Annotated in this window: 15 protein-coding genes and 3 pseudogenes; 11 read left to right on the top strand and 7 right to left on the bottom strand. The window is 59.4% G+C overall.

Features of this window, described 5'->3' with window-relative positions:
- Together KVG85_RS16790 and KVG85_RS16785 are read left to right on the top strand one after the other, a co-directional pair.
- Complete coding sequence (locus tag KVG85_RS16790; protein ID WP_217864412.1) at positions 1–1,458, top strand: N-acyl-D-amino-acid deacylase family protein; 1,458 nt, start codon at positions 1–3, stop codon at positions 1,456–1,458.
- 118 nt (positions 1,459–1,576) lie between these two features.
- The gene (locus tag KVG85_RS16785; protein WP_016771789.1) at positions 1,577–1,945 is read left to right on the top strand and encodes a glyoxalase superfamily protein; all 369 of its coding nucleotides are present in this window, start codon (positions 1,577–1,579) and stop codon (positions 1,943–1,945) included.
- A gap of 281 nt (positions 1,946–2,226) precedes the next feature.
- Here KVG85_RS16785 and KVG85_RS16780 read toward each other — a convergent pair whose 3' ends face one another.
- Positions 2,227–2,592 (bottom strand): DUF6124 family protein, encoded by a 366-nt coding sequence (locus KVG85_RS16780; protein WP_217864411.1) that lies wholly within the window; start codon positions 2,590–2,592, stop codon positions 2,227–2,229.
- A 476-nt stretch (positions 2,593–3,068) separates the two neighbouring features.
- On the bottom strand, positions 3,069–4,085 hold the full coding sequence (gliR, locus tag KVG85_RS16775; RefSeq protein ID WP_217864410.1) for an AraC family transcriptional regulator GliR: 1,017 nt from the start codon (positions 4,083–4,085) through the stop codon (positions 3,069–3,071).
- Between the two features lie 188 nt (positions 4,086–4,273).
- Between gliR and KVG85_RS16770 the strand changes: the two genes are divergently transcribed.
- From KVG85_RS16770 to KVG85_RS16750, 5 genes are all read left to right on the top strand, one after another.
- A complete protein-coding gene (locus KVG85_RS16770) occupies positions 4,274–5,878 on the top strand; it encodes an FAD-binding oxidoreductase (protein WP_217864409.1) in 1,605 nt (534 codons plus the stop codon).
- Positions 5,875–7,470, top strand: coding sequence for a glycerol-3-phosphate dehydrogenase/oxidase (locus KVG85_RS16765; RefSeq protein ID WP_217864408.1), 1,596 nt, complete (start codon positions 5,875–5,877; stop codon positions 7,468–7,470). Before KVG85_RS16770 ends, KVG85_RS16765 begins: the two co-directional genes overlap by 4 nt.
- Positions 7,467–9,026 carry an FGGY-family carbohydrate kinase gene (locus tag KVG85_RS16760; protein ID WP_217864407.1) on the top strand — a complete coding sequence of 520 codons (1,560 nt, stop codon included), beginning with the start codon at positions 7,467–7,469 and terminating at the stop codon, positions 9,024–9,026. The genes KVG85_RS16765 and KVG85_RS16760 overlap by 4 nt, the downstream gene beginning before the upstream one ends.
- Before the next feature lie 219 nt (positions 9,027–9,245).
- Positions 9,246–9,491, top strand: a complete 246-nt coding sequence (locus tag KVG85_RS16755) for a FitA-like ribbon-helix-helix domain-containing protein (protein WP_041477893.1) — start codon at positions 9,246–9,248, stop codon at positions 9,489–9,491.
- Positions 9,488–9,907 (top strand): type II toxin-antitoxin system VapC family toxin, encoded by a 420-nt coding sequence (locus KVG85_RS16750; protein WP_150743418.1) that lies wholly within the window; start codon positions 9,488–9,490, stop codon positions 9,905–9,907. Before KVG85_RS16755 ends, KVG85_RS16750 begins: the two co-directional genes overlap by 4 nt.
- A 680-nt stretch (positions 9,908–10,587) precedes the next feature.
- On the opposite strand, the pseudogene KVG85_RS26330 reads toward KVG85_RS16750, so the two are convergent.
- The 5 genes and pseudogenes from KVG85_RS26330 to KVG85_RS16735 form a co-directional block, all read right to left on the bottom strand.
- Positions 10,588–11,184: pseudogene (locus tag KVG85_RS26330) on the bottom strand (methyl-accepting chemotaxis protein); the annotation flags it as partial.
- A gap of 261 nt (positions 11,185–11,445) precedes the next feature.
- Positions 11,446–11,592, bottom strand: a pseudogene (locus tag KVG85_RS26325) (HAMP domain-containing protein); the annotation flags it as partial.
- Positions 11,593–11,709: 117 nt separating this feature from the next.
- Positions 11,710–12,474 (bottom strand): annotated as a pseudogene (locus KVG85_RS26320) (methyl-accepting chemotaxis protein); the annotation flags it as partial.
- A 180-nt stretch (positions 12,475–12,654) separates the two neighbouring features.
- Entirely contained in the window at positions 12,655–13,242 is a 588-nt protein-coding gene (locus KVG85_RS16740) for a GNAT family N-acetyltransferase (protein ID WP_217864405.1), read from the bottom strand.
- An 820-nt stretch (positions 13,243–14,062) separates the two neighbouring features.
- Positions 14,063–14,938, bottom strand: a complete 876-nt coding sequence (locus KVG85_RS16735; RefSeq protein WP_064053099.1) for a BrxR family helix-turn-helix transcriptional regulator — start codon at positions 14,936–14,938, stop codon at positions 14,063–14,065.
- A gap of 119 nt (positions 14,939–15,057) precedes the next feature.
- On the opposite strand from KVG85_RS16735, the gene KVG85_RS16730 reads away from it, so the two are divergent.
- The 4 genes from KVG85_RS16730 to KVG85_RS16715 all read left to right on the top strand — a co-directional run bounded on the left by KVG85_RS16730 (position 15,058) and on the right by KVG85_RS16715 (position 19,960).
- A complete protein-coding gene (locus KVG85_RS16730) occupies positions 15,058–15,315 on the top strand; it encodes a hypothetical protein (RefSeq protein ID WP_064053100.1) in 258 nt (85 codons plus the stop codon).
- Positions 15,316–15,558: 243 nt separating this feature from the next.
- Positions 15,559–17,979 (top strand): dynamin family protein, encoded by a 2,421-nt coding sequence (locus KVG85_RS16725; RefSeq protein ID WP_217864404.1) that lies wholly within the window; start codon positions 15,559–15,561, stop codon positions 17,977–17,979.
- Positions 17,976–18,884, top strand: coding sequence for a diguanylate cyclase regulator RdcB family protein (locus KVG85_RS16720; protein ID WP_064053102.1), 909 nt, complete (start codon positions 17,976–17,978; stop codon positions 18,882–18,884). The genes KVG85_RS16725 and KVG85_RS16720 overlap by 4 nt, the downstream gene beginning before the upstream one ends.
- The gene (locus KVG85_RS16715) at positions 18,881–19,960 is read left to right on the top strand and encodes a patatin-like phospholipase family protein (RefSeq protein WP_217864403.1); all 1,080 of its coding nucleotides are present in this window, start codon (positions 18,881–18,883) and stop codon (positions 19,958–19,960) included. The genes KVG85_RS16720 and KVG85_RS16715 overlap by 4 nt, the downstream gene beginning before the upstream one ends.
- The last annotated feature ends 230 nt before the right edge of the window (positions 19,961–20,190 follow it).

Here is a 20,190-nt window from a genome sequence, read left to right as displayed (position 1 = left end):
ATGCAGTACGACACCCTGATCCGCAACGCGCTGGTTATCGACGGCAGCAACACGCCCGGCTATAAGGCCGACGTGGCAATTCTCAATGGCCGCATCGAGCGCATCGGCGATTTGCCTCACGCCCGCGCCAGCGAAGAAATCGACGCCGCCGGCCGGGTGCTGGCGCCGGGTTTCATCGACGTGCACACCCACGACGACACCGTGGTCATCCGCCAACCCCAGATGCTGCCCAAGCTCAGCCAGGGCGTGACCACGGTGATTGTCGGCAACTGCGGCATCAGCGCTTCGCCGGTCACTTTGAAGGGCAACCCACCCGATCCGATGAACCTGCTCGGCAGCGCAGCGGCGTTCGTCTATCCGCGCTTCAGCGACTACCGCGCCGCCGTCGAAGCGGCCAATACCACGCTGAATGTCGCCGCGCTGGTTGGCCACACGGCGCTGCGCAGCAATCACCTCGACGACTTGTTCCGCACCGCGACTCCCGACGAAATCACCGCCATGCGCGCGCAGTTGCGCGACAGCCTCGAGGCCGGCGCGTTGGGTTTATCCACAGGCCTGGCCTACGCCAGCGCCTTCAACGCGTCCACCGATGAAGTCATGCAACTGACCGAAGAACTGACGGCGTTCGGCGCGGTGTACACCACCCATTTGCGCAGCGAATTCGCTCCGGTGCTGGAGGCGATGGACGAAGCATTTCAAATCGGCCGACACGCGCAATCACCGGTGATCATTTCCCACCTCAAATGCGCCGGCGTCGGTAACTGGGGACGCAGTCCGCAATTGCTCGCAGCGCTGGAAGAGGCAGCGAAAACCCATCCGGTCGGCTGCGATTGCTACCCGTACGCGGCGAGTTCCTCGACCCTGGATTTGAAGCAAGTCACCGATGCGCACCGCATCACTATTACCTGGTCGACGCCGCACCCGGAAGTCAGCGGTCGCGACCTGATCGACATTGCTGGCGAATGGAAACTGTCGCTGGAAGAAACCGCGAAACGTCTGCAACCGGCGGGCGCGGTGTACTACGGCATGGACGAGGCCGACGTCAGAAGAATCCTCGCTCATCCGCTTTCGATGGTCGGCTCTGACGGACTTCCCGAAGACCCGTTCCCGCATCCGCGCCTGTGGGGCGCTTTCCCACGGGTGCTCGGCCATTTCAGTCGCGACGTTGGCCTGTTTCCGCTGCACACCGCCGTGCACAAGATAACCGGTCTGTCGGCGGCGCGTTTTGGCTTGCAGGAACGCGGCGAGATTCGTGAAGGGCATTGGGCGGATCTGGTGTTATTTGATCCGGCGACCGTGCGCGATGTGGCCGATTTCAACGATCCGCAGCGGGCGGCGCAGGGAATTGACGGGGTGTGGGTCAACGGCGTTTTGAGTTATTGCGACGGACAGGCGAATGGGGCGAGGGCAGGGCGGTTTCTTGCGCGACAGGGCGACCTGCGCGACAACTTTCGTTAAGGATTCGTGGTTTGCGTCACAGTGATGGCACATTGCGATTAAAGAAAGCCATCCACAAGCCGATTTGCTGACATCCTCCCCGTCTACACTGTGGGGCCAATCAGTCAGGGAGCACCCCATGAGCTTCGGCAAAACCACCCCGATCCTGCGGATCTTCGATGAGGCCAAGGCTGTCGAGTTCTACGTCGATTTTCTCGGTTTCAAGATCGACTGGCAGCATCGCTTCGAAGCGAATTTTCCGCTGTATCTGCAGGTGTCACGGGGCGAGTGTGTGCTGCATCTGTCCGAGCATCACGGCGATGCCTGTCCGGGTTCGGCGCTGCGTATCGAGACTGATGAGCTGGAGGCATTTCAGCAGCAGTTGATGGCCAAGGATTACAAGTTCTCGCATCCGCAGATTCAGGCGATGCCTTGGGGCAGTCAGGACATGACGATTGCCGATCCGTTTGGCAATCGGTTGGTGTTTACCAATGCGATCAGTCTTTGAGCTTAGCGCCCAAGATCAAAAGCCCCTCACCCTAACCCTCTCCCGGGGGGAGAGGGGACCGATTGGGGGATGCTCGGGAGTTACGCCGACCTGAATGTGCTGTGCTGAATCCATAATCGAATTGAATGCATGGCGTCGAATCCATAATCGACTCGGTCTTTCAGGTCGACGGACAGCGCAAGACAGCTGGGTCGGCCCCCTCTCCCTCTGGGAGAGGGCTGGGGTGAGGGCAACCCCTGACACCCCACAAAACCAGCCCACACCAAATTCCTCAAAAACCCTCAATCAGTCGGCACCAACCGATCCAGGACCCGGTTCACCGCCATCTCCGCAACCATCACAATCTGCGCAATGCCCTGCAACGTCTTGCGCTGCGAGCCGTTCACCAGCCCCGCCTGATCGTTGAGCATTACCGTCGCCGACCCCAGGGTTTCGCAGGCGTCGGCCAATAGCGATTCGTTGTCGGCCTCGGGATTGGCCATGTACAGCGTGTTGGACTTGTAGGGCGGGGCCATGAATTCAGCGCTGGACGGCCCGAGGTAATGATCGAGGGCGCGGTCGGTGGCTTCGTGGAATTTCTTCGAGTCGGCGGATTCGTAGGGAGATGCCGGGTCGGTGGGTGGCGGGTTTGGGGTTACTTTGAACATATCCAGATCCTCATTTTGGCTGGCCACCGCTTTCCTACTAAAGAAAGTGGAGGCAGCTGTGCGCAGGTTAGTAGACCGGGGATCTGGGAAACCGGCGCGCCCGAGAGCGCCCTGCGCACAGCCACCATAAAGCTCAGGCGAGACCTGACTGTCTGATGAACGATGCACCCCAAATACTCCGGGCTACTAAACCCGATCACTGATAGGCAGTGACGCAATTACAGTAGCGATGAGGTCTGGGGCGCACAAGCCGGCGGATTCTGGCGCAGGCGTAGGCAGCGGCGCAAGGAATTGTGGGTGGTTTCGCGGAATGCCGTGTCGCTTTAAACAGTTGTGCCAAGACGTGTTTAATCGGTGTGGCGAATGACGCCTTCGCGAGCAGGCTCGCTCCCACAGGGGATCTGCGGTGAACTCGGAAATGCAGGCAACCGAGAACTACTGTGGGAGCGAGCCTGCTCGCGAAGGGGCCATCAGCATCACCGCCGATTCCGCAACCGAAACTCCCCCGGCGGCATCCCGCGCCAGCTCTTGAACGTGCGATGAAATGAGCGCGGTTCGGTGAAGCCCAGATACTGCGCAATGTCCTGAATCGGCAACGTGCTGTTGAGCAAATAGTGCTCCGCCAGTTCCTGACGCAGCTCATCAAGAATCTGCTGATACGACGTCCCCGCCTGCTGCAATTGCCGCTGCAACGTGCGCACCGAAACGCTGAGCTGCTCCGCCACTTGCTCCTTGCGCGGCAAGCCCTCCTTGAGCAAACCGCGCAGGATGTTTTCCACCTGCTGCGCCAGCGACGCATCTTCCAGCGTCGCCAGCAAACCCATCGCGTGTTCTTCCAGGGTTCGCAGCAATTGCGCATCGGCCTGGCGCAGCGGCAATTGCAAATACGCCAGCGGCACCACCAGCGCCGAATACGCCTGATCGAACCGCACCGGGCAACCGAAAAACGCCTCGTACTCGGCCAGCGTCACCGCATCCGGCCGCGCATGCTCCAGCCATACGCAGGCCGGCGACAGCTGCGTATCGGCGATCCAGCGCGCGTAGTGCAGCCACGAACCGAGCACATTTTCCACCAAATGCCGGCGAATCCGTGGCTGCTCGTAGCGGCAAGTCCAGACCAGATGCACGTGCTCGCCCTGCACCTCGGCGCGGCTGACGCCCATGTCGCCGACGAGTTTTTCGAACGGCATGATCCGGCTCATCGCATCGCCCAGCGTCGCGCAATTCATGGTGATGTAACCGAGTACGCTCCACGAATTGGGCAGGACGAAATTCGCCGCATGCAGCCCGAACAACCCATCGCCCGAGTGCTCGCAGAAATAATCCAGCAAGCGTTCGTGAACCTCACCCGGCAGGCGCAAGGTGTTGTCGCTCAACTGCTGCGCCTGCAACCCGGCCGCCGCCAACGCAGGCTCGATGGCCATGCCCAACTGTTCGGCATGGCGCAGGTATTTGAGCAGCGGCGGAACGGAAGTGAAGCCGAGCGATGGCATGGTCGCGGTCCTTTGATCGACGGCGCGTGAGCGAATGAATGGCGCAAGGTAAGTGGATTGCCCGGCGAATGTAAATGCCCGGACGTTTGGCGCCATTGGCTACAGGTTCTGGCCGGATGCGACCGTGACAGATCTCCAGCGCTGACTAGTATGCAAGCTTGATCCAACGGCAGAAAAAGGACACACGCATGCGACGCTGGAACGGCTGGGGAGAGGCAGGCACGGTGGTTGAACTGCCGGCCCAGGGCGCGACATTTCTCCACGAACGCTTGGGCTCTGGCCGCGCATTGCCTGATGCGACATTGGAAGCGGCGTTGGCGCAAGTGCCGACCTCGCGCCTGGTGCCGCATCGCTTGTACAGCGTCGATGCTCACGATCGCCTGCTGCACGCGCGCGGCCAGAGCCTGCCGGATTGGTTGGCACTACGCGAAGGCGCACTGGGCACGTATCCCGATGCTGTGGCGTTTCCCGAAACCGCTGAGCAGATCCGCCAATTGCTGGCCCTCGCCCATGATCAGGATCTGTGCCTGATTCCCTACGGCGGCGGCACGTCGGTGGCCGGGCACATCAATCCACCAAACTCCGCGCGCCCGGTGCTGACGGTGTCGCTGGCGCGGATGAATCGCCTGACCGACCTCGACGAACAGAGCCTGCTGGCGACATTCGGCCCCGGCGCCAGCGGGCCGCAAGTCGAAAGCCAATTGCGCGCGCGCGGCTACACGCTGGGGCATTTCCCGCAGTCGTGGGAGCTGTCGACCCTGGGCGGTTGGGTGGCCAGTCGTTCCAGCGGCCAGCAGTCGTTGCGCTACGGGCGGATCGAGCAATTGTTTGCCGGCGGCACCCTGGAAACGTTCGCCGGGCCTTTGCAGATTCCGACGTTCCCGGCGTCGGCCGCCGGCCCGGATCTGCGTGAAGTGGTGCTCGGTTGCGAAGGCCGTTTCGGGATCATTTCCGAGGTCAAAGTGCGGGTCAGCGCGTTGCCGGCGGACGAGCGCTTCTACGGCGTGTTTTTGCCCGATTGGCCTCAGGCGCTGCGAGCGATCCGGCAACTGGCGCAGGCGCGCGTACCGTTGTCGATGCTGCGTCTGTCCAACGCGGTGGAAACCGAAACGCAACTGGCGCTGGCCGGCCATCCGCAGCAGATTGCCTGGCTGGAAAAGTACCTCAAGCTGCGTGGCGCCGGCGACGGCAAATGCCTGCTGACCTTCGGCGTAACCGGCAATCGCCAGCAAAACGCACTGTCGCTGAAACACGCGCGCGCCCATCTGAAAGCCTTCGGCGGCGTATTCACCGGCACGCTGCTGGGCAAGAAGTGGGCGCAGAACCGCTTCCGCTTTCCCTACCTGCGCGAGAACCTGTGGAACGCCGGTTACGTGGTCGACACCCTCGAAACGGCCACCGACTGGAGCAACGTCGATCACTTGCTCAGCCTGATCGAAAACAGCCTGCGCGATGCCCTGGCCGCCGAGGGCGAACGGGTGCATGTGTTCACTCATCTCTCGCACGTTTACGGCGAAGGCTCGAGCATTTACACCACTTACGTGTTTCGCCCGGCAGCCGACTATGCCGCGACGCTGGCGCGCTGGCGGATGCTCAAACACGCGGCCAGCCAGACCATCGTCGACAACCACGGCACCATCAGTCATCAGCATGGCGTCGGCAAGGATCACGCGCCGTATCTGCTGCGCGAAAAAGGCCCGCTGGCGATGCAGACGTTGCAGGCGCTGAGCGAACATTTCGACCCGGAAGGGCGCCTCAACCCGGGCACGTTATTGCCAGAGTCGCGGCCATGACGGCGAACTGGAACGCGCAGTGGCGCGAGCAGATTCTGCCGACGCTGGCGGATGAAACCTGGGACCTGATCGTCATCGGCGGCGGCATCAGCGGCGCCGGAATCGTCCGCGAAGCCGCGCGCCGGGGCTGGCGCTGTCTGCTGCTGGAACAGCGCGATTTTGCCTGGGGCTCCTCCAGCCGATCATCGAAAATGGTCCACGGCGGTTTGCGTTACATCGCCAAGGGCCAGTGGCGCCTGACCCGCGATTCGGTGCGCGAGCGTCAGCGCCTGCTCGACGAGGCGCCGGGGCTGGTCGAGCCGATGAGTTTCATGATGCCGCACTATCGCGGCGGCTTTCCCGGGCCGCGCGTCATGGGCGGCCTGCTCTCGGTGTACGACGCGCTGGCGGGGCGGCGCAACCATGCTTTTCATGACGCCCAGCAACTGCGTTTTCTTGCGCCGGGGGTGAAGGAAAACGGCCTGCTCGGCGGCAGCTGTTTTGTCGATGCACTGACCGATGATGCGCGGCTGGTGATGCGCGTACTGCGCGAGGCCCGGGCCGATGGCGCGGTGGTGCTCAATGGTGTGCGGGTCACGCAACTGCTGCGTGAAGGCGGGCGGGTGTGCGGGGTTCAGATCGAAGATGGCGAGAGCGGGGCGACGCTGCAATTGCGCTCCGCTGTGTTGGCCGTGGCCACAGGCGCGTGGGCTGAGCGCCTGCGTCCCGCTGACGCTGCGAAGCAATTGCGACCGTTGCGCGGCAGTCATCTGTTACTGCCGGGCTGGCGCTTGCCGGTGGCGCAGGCGTTCACTTTTCTGCATCAGCGTGATCGGCGCCCGGTGTTCGTGTTTCCGTGGGAAGGCGCGACGGTGGTCGGCACCACGGACCTCGATCACCGCGAGGACCTCGACCACAGCGCACGCATTTCCAGCGAAGAGCTCGACTATCTGCTCGCCGCGTGCCAGCAGCAATTTCCCGGCGCCGAAGTGGGCGTCGACGACGTGCTGTCGACCTGGTCAGGCGTGCGCCCGGTGGTCGGCAGCGCGGCGGGAGCGCAGCAGGACAAACCGTCCAACGAAACCCGCGAACATGTGCTGTGGCAAGAGCCCGGTTGCGTGACGTTGGCCGGCGGCAAACTGACCACATTCCGCCCGCAAGCGATCGAAGTGCTCAAGGCGTGTGCGGCGATGCTCGGGCGTTCTTTTGTCGATGACGGCGCGCCGGTGTTCGCCGCTGTGCCGCCGCTGACAATCGCGGGACTGAGCGGCAGTCAGTGGCGACGCTTGGCCGGACGTCACGGTCGAGACCTGCCGAGGTTGGCGCAATTGCTCGGCGAACTCGGTCTGGAAACGGTTGGCGCCAGCGATACTTTGTGGGCAGAGCTGGCGTTCGCCTGCGAGGCGGAAATGATTCTGCATTTGGATGATTTGCTGCTGCGCCGCACCCGTTTGGGCCTGTTGCTGCCGCGCGGTGGCGAGGACTATCTTCCCGCGATTCGCACGCTCTGCCAGCCACGATTGGCCTGGGACGATGAGCGCTGGCAAGCGGAAATTGAGCGTTATCGATTGTTGTGGCTGCGCGATCACGGCTTGCCGGAGATCACGCCATGACGCAGAAAAAATACCTGTTGGCGATCGACAACGGCACTCAGAGCGTGCGCGCATTGCTCTTCGATCAGCAGGGCAATCTGCTCGGTAAAGGCAAAGTCGATCTGCAGGCGTACTACTCGACGCAACCCGGTTGGGCCGAGCAGGATCCGGAGTACTACTGGGCGAAACTCGGCGAGGCCTGCCAGCAACTCTGGCAGCAAACCGGCATCGACCGTGCGCAGATTGCCGGCGTGTCCCTGACCACTCAGCGCGGCACCGTGATCAATGTCGATGCCAGCGGCAAACCGCTGCGCCCGGCGATTGTCTGGCTCGATCAACGTCAGGCTGAGGTCGAGGGCGGCATCAAAGGGCCGTGGGGCTGGCTGTTCAAACTGGTCGGCGCCAAGGCAACGGTGGATTACTTTCGCGCCCAGGCCGAGGCCAACTGGATCGCCCGGCATCAACCCGAGGTGTGGACGGCGACCGACAAGTTTTTGCTGCTCTCGGGTTTTCTTACTCATCGCCTGTGCGGGCGCTTCGTCGATTCGGTCGGCTGCTGCGTCGGCTATCTGCCCTTCGACTTCAAACGGCTGAAGTGGGCGGCACCGCATGACTGGAAATGGCAAGCACTGGCGGTGCGCCCGGAGCAGTTGCCGACCCTGCACAAACCCGGCGAAACCCTCGGCTACATCACAGCCGAAGCCGCCCGGCACACTGGCATTCCCGAAGGGCTGCCGCTGATCGCGGCGGGCGCGGACAAGGCCTGCGAAGTGATCGGCTCCGGCGTGGTCGATGCGCGCACCGTGTGCCTGTCTTACGGCACCACCGCGACCATCACCAGCACCCGCTCGCGCTATTTGGAAATCGTCCCGCTGATCCCGCCGTACCCCTCGGCCGTGCCCGATCAGTACAACTGCGAAGTGATGATCTATCGCGGCTACTGGATGGTCAGCTGGTTCAAGAACCAATTCGGCCTGCGCGAGATGCAGCAGGCAAAAGAGCAGGGCATCGAGCCGGAGCAACTGTTCGATGCACTAGTCAACGAAGTGCCCCCGGGTTCGATGGGTTTGATGCTGCAACCCTACTGGTCACCGGGCATCCGCGAACCGGGCGTGGAAGCCAAGGGCGCGATGATCGGCTTCGGCGACGTACACACCCGCGCGCACATCTACCGGGCGATTCTCGAAGGCCTGGCCTACGCGCTGCGCCAAGGCATGGAAAACATCGAACGGCGTTCGAAGGTCTCGATCCAGCGCCTGCGCGTCGCCGGCGGCGGCTCGCAAAGCGACGCCGCCATGCAACTGACCGCCAACATCTTCGGCCTGCCGGCAGAGCGCCCGCATGTGTATGAAGCGTCCGGGTTAGGGGCGGCGATTTGCTGTGCGGTGGGGTTGGGACTGCATCGGGATTTTCCATCGGCCATTGCGGCGATGACTCGGGTTGGAGCGGTTTTCACACCGCAGCCTGAGGCGCAGAAGGTTTATGAGCAGTTGTACAGAGAGGTGTATTTGCGTATGTACCGGCAGCTCAAACCGCTGTATCAAAGCATCCGCAAAATCACCGGGTATCCCGAATAGTCCCGACACCCTAGACCCCTTTGGGAGCTAGCCTGCTCGCGAAGGCGGAGTGTCAGTCAATGATGATGTGAATGATCCACCGCTTTCGCGAGCAGGCTCGCTCCCACGGGGGTATTGCAGTGTGCCGTTACCGACGATGCCGCTCGGCGGGCATGACTCCAATCAAACCTGAATATGCTAGCCTGCAATCAATGAGTTCATTGATTGCAGGAGGGCGACATGGCCAGCATCACCATTCGAAACCTTGACGAGAAGCTCAAGGAGCAGCTGCGCATTACCGCTGCACACAACGGACATTCCATGGAAGAAGAGGCTCGGCTGATTCTGGGCCGAGCGCTCACCACGGTTGATCGTGCCGGAGGGCTCGGCAGTCGGATCCACCAGCGTTTCAGCGCCGAGGGCGGAGCCGAGCTCGATCTGCCTGCGCGTGTAGAAAAACCGCTCGGGGTGGATTTTTCTGAATGATAGTGCTCGATACCAACGTTCTATCAGAATTCATGCGTATCGAACCCGAGGCTCAAGTGTTGGCTTGGGTGGATGCGCAACCGGCCATGGACCTGGCCATCAGTGCAATCACCGTGGCTGAGATACTGCACGGCATCGCTCGATTACCTTCCGGCAAGCGCAAACAAAAACTCCAGGCTCACGCTTTGGCAATGTTTGAAGAGGATTTTGCCGGGCGGATTTTGCCATTCGATGCCCACGCAGCCGTCGAGTACGCGACGCTGGTAGCCGATGCAGAGGCGAAAGGGCGGGGGATTGCAATGGCCGATGCGCAAATCGCAGCGATCTGCCGAAATCGTGGAGCCGCGATTGCTACACGTAATGTCCGGGATTTCGAGTTTTCCGGGATTGAAGTGATCAATCCGTGGCAGGTCTGAAAATGTGCTCTGCCATTTAAACCGCTTTCGCGAGCAGGCTCGCTCCCACAGGGGTATTGCGGTGTGCTCAAAATCCGGTGAGTCACACAAATCCAAATGTGGGAGCGAGCCTGCTCGCGAAGGCGGAGTGTCAGGCAACTTTGATTTGACTGACCCACCGCCATCGCGGGCAAGCCCGCTCCCACAAGGGATCTGCGGTGTGCTCAAAATCCGGTGAGTCACACAAATCCAAATGTGGGAGCGAGCTTGCTCGCGAATGCGCAGTGTCAGGCAACTTTGATTTGATTGACCCACCGCCATCGCGGGCAAGCCCGCTCCCACAAGGTTTTGCGGTGTGCTCAAAATCCAGCGTGGCACACAAATCCAATGTGGGAGCGAGCCTGCTCGCGAAGGCGGAGTGTCAGGCACTGTTGATTTGATTGACCCCCCGCCATCGCGGGCAAGCCCGCTCCCACAAGGGATCTGCGGTGTGCTCAAAATCCGGTGAGTCACACAAATCCAAGGGTGGGAGCGAGCCTGCTCGCGAAGACGGAGTGTCAGGCAACGTCGATTTGATTGACCCACCGCCATCGCGGGCAAGCCCGCTCCCACAGTTATCGAGGTGAACACATCAACAGTGCTCAACCACGAAAACCTGTGGGCTTGCCCGCGATTCGGTTTGCCTCAGCGCAAAACCAACGTCATACGCGGAAGTGGCTGACCATCTGCTGCAACTGACCACCCAACCGCGCAAGCTCAACACTCGACGCTGCCGTCTCATCACTCGCCGCTGCGGTCTGCTCGGACACGTCTCGGACGTTGATGATGCTGCGGCTGATCTCTTCAGCCACGGCGCTTTGCTGTTCGGCAGCGGCGGCGATCTGCTGGTTCATCGACTGGATGTTCGACACTGTGCGGGTGATGTTTTCCAGCGAGGCGCCGGCCTTGCGCGTCAGGGCGACGCTGCTGTCGGTCAGGGCGCGGCTGTTGTTCATCACTGCCGAAACCTGCTGGGTGCCGTTCTGCAGACCGGCGACCAGACCTTCGATTTCCTCGGTGGATTTCTGCGTGCGCTGAGCCAGACCACGCACCTCATCGGCGACCACGGCAAACCCACGCCCGGCTTCACCGGCACGCGCGGCTTCGATCGCGGCGTTGAGCGCGAGCAGGTTGGTCTGTTCGGCGACAGCCTTGATCACGTCCATGACGCTGCCGATCTTGTCGCTTTCCTGTTGCAGCACGCTCATCGCTTCGGTCGAACGCACCACTTCGCTGGCCAGACGCTCGATCTGCGCGATGGCCTCATTCACCACCTTGTCGCCTTCACGGGCTTCGCCATCCGCCGCGGCGGCAGCTTGCGACGCTTCCTCAGCATTGCGCGCAACTTCCTGCACGGTGGCAGTCATTTCGTGCATGGCCGTGGCGACCTGATCGGTCTCGACTTTCTGGCTATTCACACCGGCGCTGGTCTGTTCGGTTACAGCCGACAACTCTTCGGCGGCGCTGGCAATCTGCGTGACGCCGTCGCGGATGCCACTGATCAAATCACGCAGGGTCACGCCCATGCGCGCGATGCCTTGCTGCAACACGCCGAGTTCGTCGCGGCGGGTGACGGTGACGTTCTGAGTCAGGTCGCCGCTGGCGATGCGCTCGACCACGGCCAGGGTTTCCTGCAACGGACGAGTGATCTGACGGGTGATGATCACCGCAGCAATCACGCCAACCAGCAGCGCCAGCAACGTGCTGATCAACTGGAAGGTGCGCGCCTGGGCGCTTTCAGCGTCACGACGGTCAAGTTGAATCTGGTAGAGCTGCTCGCTCAGGGCGACGATGGTGGTGCCCTGATCGGTCATTTCCTTACGCGCCTGCACGGCCTCGGTGTTGGCGTTCTTGTACGCCATCAACGCGCTGCGATAGCTGCTCAGCGCGGTTTCCAATTGGCGCAGGGCATCCTGCTGAGTCGCGGCAAATTGCGCATTCAGCGGTTTGAGGCTGGCGATGGCCGCGTCGATCTGGCCGACGGCTTTCTGCTCGGTTTCGGCATTGCTGGTTGCGGTGTAACCACGCACTTCATAGCGCGCGAGGATGAACGCTTCCTTGGCCGCAGTGACAGCCTGGAACTGCTCGAAACGCTGATCGCTCAACTCCATCTGCTGCACGCGCTGGCTGATCGATTCGATCAGGTTGTAAGCGGTCTGGGCGTTGGCGCTCATGGTGTCGCGCGCGCTGTTGCCGGTGCGATAGGCGTTGCGCATTTTGTTCAGCGAGGTCTGGTATTCAGCGATGGTCGCGGCCTGCTGCTTGAGCAGTTTGACGTTCTCTGGACTCTTGAATTTGCTGATCAACGCCTGCTGCTGAGCGGCGAAACTTTCCAGGGTTGTCTGCACATTCTGCGCGGCGGTTTCGTCGCCGTTGGTCAGCATGTATTGCAGGCGCACCACGCGCAATTTGGTCAGGCCGGCGTTGAGCTGGGTGATGTCGCTCATCCAGTTGCTGCGGTCGATCAGGCCGCCGAGACTGGTCCAGCCGGTCAGCGCCAGAACGCAGGTCAGGGCCAGCACCAGGCCGAAGCCCAAGCCGAGTTTCATGTTCACGCTGATGTTACCGAACCAGCTATTCATGCAAATCCTCCAGAAACGTTGGGTTTCTTGGTCGTCAGTTAAGCTGGAAGATTGTTGTTCTTTTGAGCCAGCAGGGGTGTTAGCAGGTCTGTATCGGCCGCAAACCCGAGAGCTGAAAGGATTTTTGTCTGACAGATTTAGCGCAACTCAACCCAGGCGCCGCGACCAGCGCTGATCCGGCGCCTCGAACCCCGGATTGACCAGCGCCGTCAGCACATGATCCTGCCAACGCCCGGCAATGTTCAGATACGCCTTCGCATAGCCCTCGCGCTCAAAACCCAAGCGCTCAAGCAAACGCGCACTGCGCTCATTGCCGGGAATGTAATTGGCCATGATCCGATGCAGATTCTGCACATCGAACATATAACCAATCCCCGCCTCCAGCCCCTCCTGCATCAAACCCTGCCCCTGATGCGCCTCATCAATGTGATAACCCAAATAACACGCCTGAAACGCCCCACGAATAATCCCGCTGAAATTGCACGCACCGATCATCTGCTGACCGTCCGGCGACAGCAGCGCGAAATGCATCACCAACTCGGCCTCGAAGGCGCTGGCCTGGATCTCGAGACGACGGCGGATGTTGGCGGTGGAGAAGTAATCGGTGGTGCGGATGGGCGACCACGGCGCCAGGTGGCGGAGGTTGCGCTGGTAAAAAGCGCTTTCGAGCTCGGCTTGGTCGGGGGAGAGGATCGCCATTGTCAGGCGCGGGCAGGGCAGGGATAACAGCGGCATCGAGCGCTCCTTGGCGAGGGATCTGCTGGCAGAGTCGCGCATATGGTGGGGAGCGGCAAGATATGGAGAAGCCGAGGCGAAAAAAAGCCCGCTAGGAGCGCGGGCGAACCGTAGTTTCTTGAATGAGCGGGGGGATTTTATCGGTTCGCGGGACGGAGTGCGGTGAAGAAAAATTCATCGTGCAGGGCGGTGGGCTCGACGTGTTTGTTGAAGGAAATATACCAATCACCAGATGCGACGAAGCCCGCATTGGGCGGGCTCTGTCGTTGAGGGTCGATGGGCCTCGAACGGTTGGTTCGGACTCGTAACTGAAGGCCGTCGCCGCCGGTCAATATGTACTCCGAAATCTATCAGTCAGGGGGGCTTGGATTAGGCCTTGGAATACATTTCAAAATGGATCTGCCTGAAGCGCTGTGAAGCCCAATAGCCCTGAAACCCCCGTATTTACTGGATTTCAGGCACAAAAAAAGACGTCCGGGGACGTCTTTAGATGATGAAGTGGTGGGCCGGGGTAATCTGAATTAGGTCAGTAACATGTTGATTAATTGGGTGAATTCCGGTTTGTATTTTAAGCTGGAATACCGATTGGAATACTGCGAGAAGTGTTCCTGGCCTGCCGATGACCAGCTCGGTCGCCCGCTGTAGGGCGACCCTTGGTCCAAGCGCGGTCACTGAGCTAAACGACTACGAGATAACACGCATCACCCCACAATGTGTCCGGGTTATCCAGCATCAGCAGAATGATGACCGGAACTAGCTTGCCGAGCAGGTTGGCGCAGTCACGCAGTTGATCTCGGTTGACGCTGCTAAGATCCAAGCGTCAGTATTTCATCAACCACGGCTGCAGTTCCTGGAGGTTGTTCACCACCAGTTGCTGGGCCTCGGGAAGTATCGCCATGTTGCGGTGGTCAATCTGGTACCGCTGCAACACATACTTCACCAATGCCCTGCGGCTTGGCACCACCAATTGCCCCTGCGTCATGCCGTAGTCGGTTTCGATGATTGCCTTCTGCGCCTCGTTCAACCGCCCATCAGGCGCGAAGATGACCGGCACCTCGACATTCCAGTCTTTATCCTGCTCGCGCGTGTTCGGTGAAACGTCGAGCAAGTCTGGCTGCCCACGCAGGCGGCTAAGGACGAAGTCGCGGTATTGGCCGTTCTTTTCGCAATAGGCTCGCACGTGCCAGCGCATACCGGTGTAGACCAGTGTGTGGGGGGCGATCAGGCGCACCTCGACATTGGGGGTGTTGAAGGACACGTATTCGGTTTCCAGGCGCAGGCCTTCACGGCAGGCCTTGAGCAAAGGGCGCAGTACCTCTGGCCGAATGGGGCGGTCAGGCACTTCCAGTACCCGGGTGTGCGCATACGCCAGAGCCAGCCCGTCGATGTGCGGGGCGCGCTCATTGTTCTGGTAGAGCAGGTGCAGGTAGGCGCTGGCGCTGTTGTCGATGAACAGCGGCTTGAAATGCTTGCTCGGCACATAGCCCTTGAGCTGCTTGTCATATGTCAAGTTTTTGGGCGCATGTTCGGTGATGTACGTATTGATGTCCTTAGACGCCTGCTGGCGGCTGATGCCAAAGCTCTGCATCAGGTGGCCCGTGGTCAGCCGGCCTTCCCACCAGGCAACGGTCTCGATCAAGCGATAGCGAAGTGCCAGGTCCCAGCGTACCCGCTCGATGGATTGCTTGCGTTTCATACCCTCTCCATGTGCGCGATTACTTTACCTGTATAAGTCTACATTCTAGACGTGTAGTTTAACATTACATATCTTTCGCTTGTCTTTGGAATACTTCGAAGGCAGCAAAGGATATGAGTATGGCTATGCCGGAAGTGGTTGCGACGGGTGCATTGGTGGCGATGGGGATCATCCTGCTGGTGCTGATTCAGCAGGGGTTAAAGCTCGGCGAGCTTGGGAAGACGGTGGAGCACTGCCAGAGGGATCTGCGCTGGTTGCAGATTTGGGAGATGGAGAATAGTGAGCTGCGGTCAGCGTTGCGGGCGGAGCGAGAGCATGTGGTGCAGTTGCGGCGCAAGTGTGAGTTGCTGGAGGCGTTGGTGCCGGTTGCGGAGTGATCAGCGGCAATGGATTGAGTAGCGTGCCGTTCAGGGCGTTTGCATAGCGGGCTGTCGCCATGTCTGGGGTGGCGTGGTCAGGGTTATGCCGCTCTTTGTTTGCCCACTGGCAATCGTGATTTGAGTTCACAGTAGGTTGCTGTCATTTTGATATTATCGGCGTGACGAAGATAGGCCGCTTGTCTGCGGTAGGCGTTTTACGGATGACTAGAGGCCAATGGTGCCTCGCGCAAGGAGTTTTTGATGCAGGAACAATCGATAGATCTGCTACGTGATGAAGCTCGTAGGCTTCTAAGCTTGGAGCTAGGCTTGCTGCATCACGTGCAGGAAGGCGAAGGTGTGCTGTCTGATGATCAGGGTGATGAGCATCAGACCTTCAGCAAAGCGAATGTCATTCAAGAGATTGGTTACCTCGAAGGCGAGCTGGTCAAAGTCGGCGAATTGAAGATGGTCCTGGCCGTGGTCGGCACCATGAAGGCCGGTAAATCGACCACAATCAATGCCATCGTTGGACATGAAGTGCTGCCTAACCGCAACCGGCCAATGACTGCGTTGCCGACTTTGATCGAGCACACCCCTGGCCAAGTCGAGCCAGTGTTGGAGCTGAAAAACTGCAAGCCGATCAACGACCTCATTGTGCAGCTTGGCAAAGTAATCTCATCTGACCGAGGTGACGCGGCGCTGCAGAATCTGGAGCGTACCGATGACATGCTTGACCTGCTGAAGCTGATTGATCAGCGGGGAAGTTTCAAAGCGCTATATGAGGGGTCGGAAAATATCTTCTGGTTCCTCAAAAGCCTGAACGATTTGGTACGGCTTGCGGCGTTTCTGGGGGTGGACTTCCCCTTTGGCAGCTACTCCAGTATCGACGATTACCCTGTCATCCGCATCGAATTTTCTCATCTCGGCCAGGCGGCGGGTCAGGGTAAATTGGCATTGCTTGATACACCCGGCCCCAATGAGGCGGGCCAGCAGCATCTTCGCAAAATGCTCAAGGAACAGTTGAAGAAGGCTTCGGCTGTGCTGGCTGTCATGGACTTCACACAGCTCAAGTCTGACGCCGATGAGCAGGTGCGAAAGGAGCTGGATGAGATTGCCGATATTGCCGAAGGGCGACTGTTTGCATTGGTGAACAAGTTCGACCAAAGGGACCGCAACGGCGACAGTGCTGACCAAACACGTACCTTCGTGGCCGAGTCGTTGATGAATCGCAGGCTCGATGCAGCAGATGTCTATCCAGTCTCTTCGCGCTGGGGATATTTGGCCAGCCGTGCTCAACAGGAAATTGCCAACCACGGCAAGCTTCCTGAGGCCAAGAGAGGCCAAAATGCCTGGGTCGAAGACTTCGGCCAGTTGGTGCTGGGCATGGAATGGGAAGACGCCTTGCAAGACACCGAACTTGTCCAGCGCGGTGCCAGTCACCTTTGGAAAAAATCAAATTTCGCCGAGCCGCTGGAGAAAGTGATCTTCAAGGCCCACCGGCAGGCAGCCGTCATGGCGTTGTCCTCTGCTGCGTCGAAACTGGTTGACACGGCGACCCGCCTTGCACGCTTCCTGGAAGTGCGTGATACCGCGCTGGCCAAGAGCGCCGAAGAACTTCAGGAGCAGATTGGGTCGCTGCGCCATGACATTGCAATGATTGATCGCCTGGAACAGGACAGCGAGGAGTCTTCGCAGAACGCGCTGGCGGAAATCAAGTGCGAGATGAGCATGACCTTCACCGAATTGGCGGAGGCTATCAAGCATGAGGTCGGCGAAGGATTCAAAGCGGGAAAGCGGCAAGAGCAGCAACAAGCCGTCGCCAGAATGCAAGAGCAGCTCGCACCGACCATGGCAGGGCTCCTCAAGGGAGCCTTTAGCACTTGGTTGGGTGGCGAACAGGCTCGTCGCGCGCGCAACGGTTTCGATTTTGAATTCGACGAAGAAAGCCCAGTAATCAATTTCGATAAGCAGTCTGAGGCAGAAGCGCTGCTGAAAAAAATCGAAGATGGGGTGCACAGCATCATTAGCGATGGTGAAGTCGAACTGGTAAGGCGTATGGGTGAAATCCTCAAGGATTTCCGCATCACTTTCGCAGTTGATATCGAAGCCGAAGCCAACAAACTTATCGCAGGCCTGAATGAGCGGCTCAATCGCAGCGGTTTTGCCATCGATGTGAAAATCCCGGACACGACCCCGCTGACTCTCAAGTACACCGCTGGCGAGATTCTGCGTGATTCGGTGGATAGCAAGCACCGTAACGTCACGCGCTCTCGCCGCAGCAAAGGTGCATGGGGCACCATTTGTAGCTGGTTCGGTACCTCTGACTGGGGCTGGGAAGAGTACACGGTCAAGCAGGGCTATTACGCAGTCGATATCAACAAGGTCCGCAAAGCCATCGACGCATCGATCGAACAGCTGTTCAAAGACCTGGAAGCCTCCGCTGCGGACACCATCGCTCAGCCGCTCAATGAAGGGCTTCACACCTTCTTCGAGCAACTAAAAGGCAGCATCGAAAGCATTCGAAGCGACTTGCAACAGAGTATTCGCGATCAGGAACGCAGCCAGGACGAGCAAATTGCATTGGCTGGTTTGCTTTCTAGTTACAAACGCGAGGTCATGCCCATCAAGCGCGACAGCGAGGAGCTGCTGCGAGATGTGAGCCCGGCTGGGGTGCCAGCATGAGCGAAGCGCAAAACGATGAGTTGATTGGCGAAATGAGCCGTCTGTTTACCTGCCTGCCGGAAAAATTCGTGGTGGACTTCGCCAACGGTATCGATGTGGTGCGCGAGCGCCAGAGGCATATGTCGACTCGGACCGGGATGTTCGACCGCCTTTACGATGGGTTTACTGGCAAAACAGCCCAGAACCAGGCGGAAATCAATGCAAGCCTCACCGATGGCGTCGAAGGGGCACTGGAGTGGCTGGTCGACTTGACTCAATCGTTGGCCAAGAGTAACCGCGCGATCTATCAAGTGCAGATGCGGGTGAGTGGAATGAAGCAGGATTTAGCTACGGTCGCTAACTATTCAGCCGATACCCGCTATGCGTTGGAGCGACTTTCGCAGCACCTTGGCGATCGATGCAGTGCTTTAGAGCTAAATGTTGCGAGAATCGATTGTACGCAACGTGCCCAGTTACACCTCGAGAGTGTTATGGGCAAGTGGGGCGCGGGTCGGTTCGCTGGTCTTAGTCTTACTGGCCGCTGTTATGCGGTGCTGGAAGAGTTGCGCTGGGGGGCATTCGGCGATCATTGCCTAACCATTTCTGGTACTGAGCGTCAGCAACTGCTGGAGGACCTAGCCAACCGGGCGATCATACAGCTGAGTCGAGACGCTCAGGTGGGGCAAGGGGAGCGCATCGCTACCCGAAATCGCTGGCTGGCGAGGCCTTCGCCTGGCGTACCGTGGAATGTAAGCGAAGAGACGCTTGCTTATCTGGGTGATTGGTCGTGTCCTGATCGTTCGCCAATGTCCTATGCAATTTCGCAGGTGCCTGACGAGTTACCACTCCAAGTGCCTCTGCTGGGTTCTGCCCGGCGTATGACTGAAGGGTTGGTCAATGAATTGTTCTTGGAGACTTCAGCATGAGTGCATCCTTGAAAGTGGGCTTGGTGCTGTCGGGTGGAGGAGCGAAAGGTGCATACCAAGTTGGTGTGCTGAAAGCGTTGCGCGAGCTGGGTACACGCATTGATGCTGTTTCAGGTGCAAGTATCGGAGCACTCAATGGGGGCATTCTCGCGTCAGCGCCTTCGCTGGATGTTGCCATTGAGCGTCTGGAAGAATTGTGGGGGCGTTTGAGTAAAAGCTCCCCTTTGAGTTTGAAAATGCCAGGCTATGTGTCATTGCTGGTAGCTGCAGGATTACGCATGAACGGCGCGCCTGCCATTCTTGCTGCAGCTCATGGCGCCAAGAGGCTAGCCCAGCGCTTTGATGTCGAATTCCCCGAGTGGCTGAATGGCTGGGAAGACGGTTTTCTAGACGACAAGCCGTTGCAGCAACTAATGGATGAGTTCTTGGTCAGCAAAGATCTGCAGCGCGGCCTGCCATTGTACGTTTCTCTGTACGAGAGCTTGGGAGGGCTCGAGGATATAGCGCGTGCTCTCTGTGCTGAACTTGGCTTTGGTGACACGCCACATTCAAAGTTTTTCCATGTCCAGTCGATTGCAGATGAGGAGGAACAGAAACGCATCTTGCTGGCCTCGGCGGCGCTTCCGTTGCTTTTCAAATCACGTCGCCATGATGGGCGAAGCTGGTCAGACGGAGGGCAGGGTGGTTGGCAAACCATGCAAGGCAATACGCCGATTACTCCCTTGTTGGAGGCGGGTTGCAACCTGGTCATCGTCACGCATCTGAGTGATGGATCAGTCTGGAGCAGGCAGCGATTCCCTGATGCCACCATTTTGGAGATTCGCCCGAGCAAGAGTTTGGCACGTGCGAATGGGCCTTTGGCGGGGGCTCGCGACTTGTTAGGTTTTGATGGCGAGAAAATTCCATCGTGGATCGAGCAGGGCTATCAGGACACGCTTCAGTGTGTTGGTCGCGTGCTGAATGCACAGAGGGCGCGTAATGAGTTACGAGCTTCGGAAGCGGCTCCGGTCAACATTGAGCGTGAGTCCAATAGCGCTGATCAAGTGCTTGCAGACGCTATGGCGCGATTGAGGTGAGCGGCGCGGGGAAAGTGGTGATTTGTCGAGTCTCTCGCTAATCAAGGCTATGCGCCTATCGACTCTTCTTCCCGACCATTCCGCCGAAAGGAATGGTGTTCACTTAATTTAATTGGACACCATTTTAACCACCTAGTGAATGTTCGTTGCGGACTCCGTACCGTACCTACGGCAGCCTCGGGGTAGCTGAATCAAGCCAGTAACATATCGATTGAATCACTGAAAATCGG

Source organism: Pseudomonas triticicola (assembly GCF_019145375.1).
Taxonomy (GTDB): domain Bacteria; phylum Pseudomonadota; class Gammaproteobacteria; order Pseudomonadales; family Pseudomonadaceae; genus Aquipseudomonas; species Aquipseudomonas triticicola.
Note: the sequence above shows the minus strand (reverse complement) of the source record. Positions and strands in the feature narration are given on the sequence as shown.

Bases quoted from the DNA above. Each gene is read 5' to 3' on its own strand.
- KVG85_RS16790 (WP_217864412.1), top strand. From the start codon at position 1: ATGCAGTACGACACCCTGATCCGCAACGCGCTGGTTATCGACGGCAGC.
- KVG85_RS16785 (WP_016771789.1), top strand. From the start codon at position 1,577: ATGAGCTTCGGCAAAACCACCCCGATCCTGCGGATCTTCGATGAGGCC.
- KVG85_RS16780 (WP_217864411.1), bottom strand. From the start codon at position 2,592: ATGTTCAAAGTAACCCCAAACCCGCCACCCACCGACCCGGCATCTCCC.
- gliR (WP_217864410.1), bottom strand. From the start codon at position 4,085: ATGCCATCGCTCGGCTTCACTTCCGTTCCGCCGCTGCTCAAATACCTG.
- KVG85_RS16770 (WP_217864409.1), top strand. From the start codon at position 4,274: ATGCGACGCTGGAACGGCTGGGGAGAGGCAGGCACGGTGGTTGAACTG.
- KVG85_RS16765 (WP_217864408.1), top strand. From the start codon at position 5,875: ATGACGGCGAACTGGAACGCGCAGTGGCGCGAGCAGATTCTGCCGACG.
- KVG85_RS16760 (WP_217864407.1), top strand. From the start codon at position 7,467: ATGACGCAGAAAAAATACCTGTTGGCGATCGACAACGGCACTCAGAGC.
- KVG85_RS16755 (WP_041477893.1), top strand. From the start codon at position 9,246: ATGGCCAGCATCACCATTCGAAACCTTGACGAGAAGCTCAAGGAGCAG.
- KVG85_RS16750 (WP_150743418.1), top strand. From the start codon at position 9,488: ATGATAGTGCTCGATACCAACGTTCTATCAGAATTCATGCGTATCGAA.
- KVG85_RS16740 (WP_217864405.1), bottom strand. From the start codon at position 13,242: ATGCCGCTGTTATCCCTGCCCTGCCCGCGCCTGACAATGGCGATCCTC.
- KVG85_RS16735 (WP_064053099.1), bottom strand. From the start codon at position 14,938: ATGAAACGCAAGCAATCCATCGAGCGGGTACGCTGGGACCTGGCACTT.
- KVG85_RS16730 (WP_064053100.1), top strand. From the start codon at position 15,058: ATGGCTATGCCGGAAGTGGTTGCGACGGGTGCATTGGTGGCGATGGGG.
- KVG85_RS16725 (WP_217864404.1), top strand. From the start codon at position 15,559: ATGCAGGAACAATCGATAGATCTGCTACGTGATGAAGCTCGTAGGCTT.
- KVG85_RS16720 (WP_064053102.1), top strand. From the start codon at position 17,976: ATGAGCGAAGCGCAAAACGATGAGTTGATTGGCGAAATGAGCCGTCTG.
- KVG85_RS16715 (WP_217864403.1), top strand. From the start codon at position 18,881: ATGAGTGCATCCTTGAAAGTGGGCTTGGTGCTGTCGGGTGGAGGAGCG.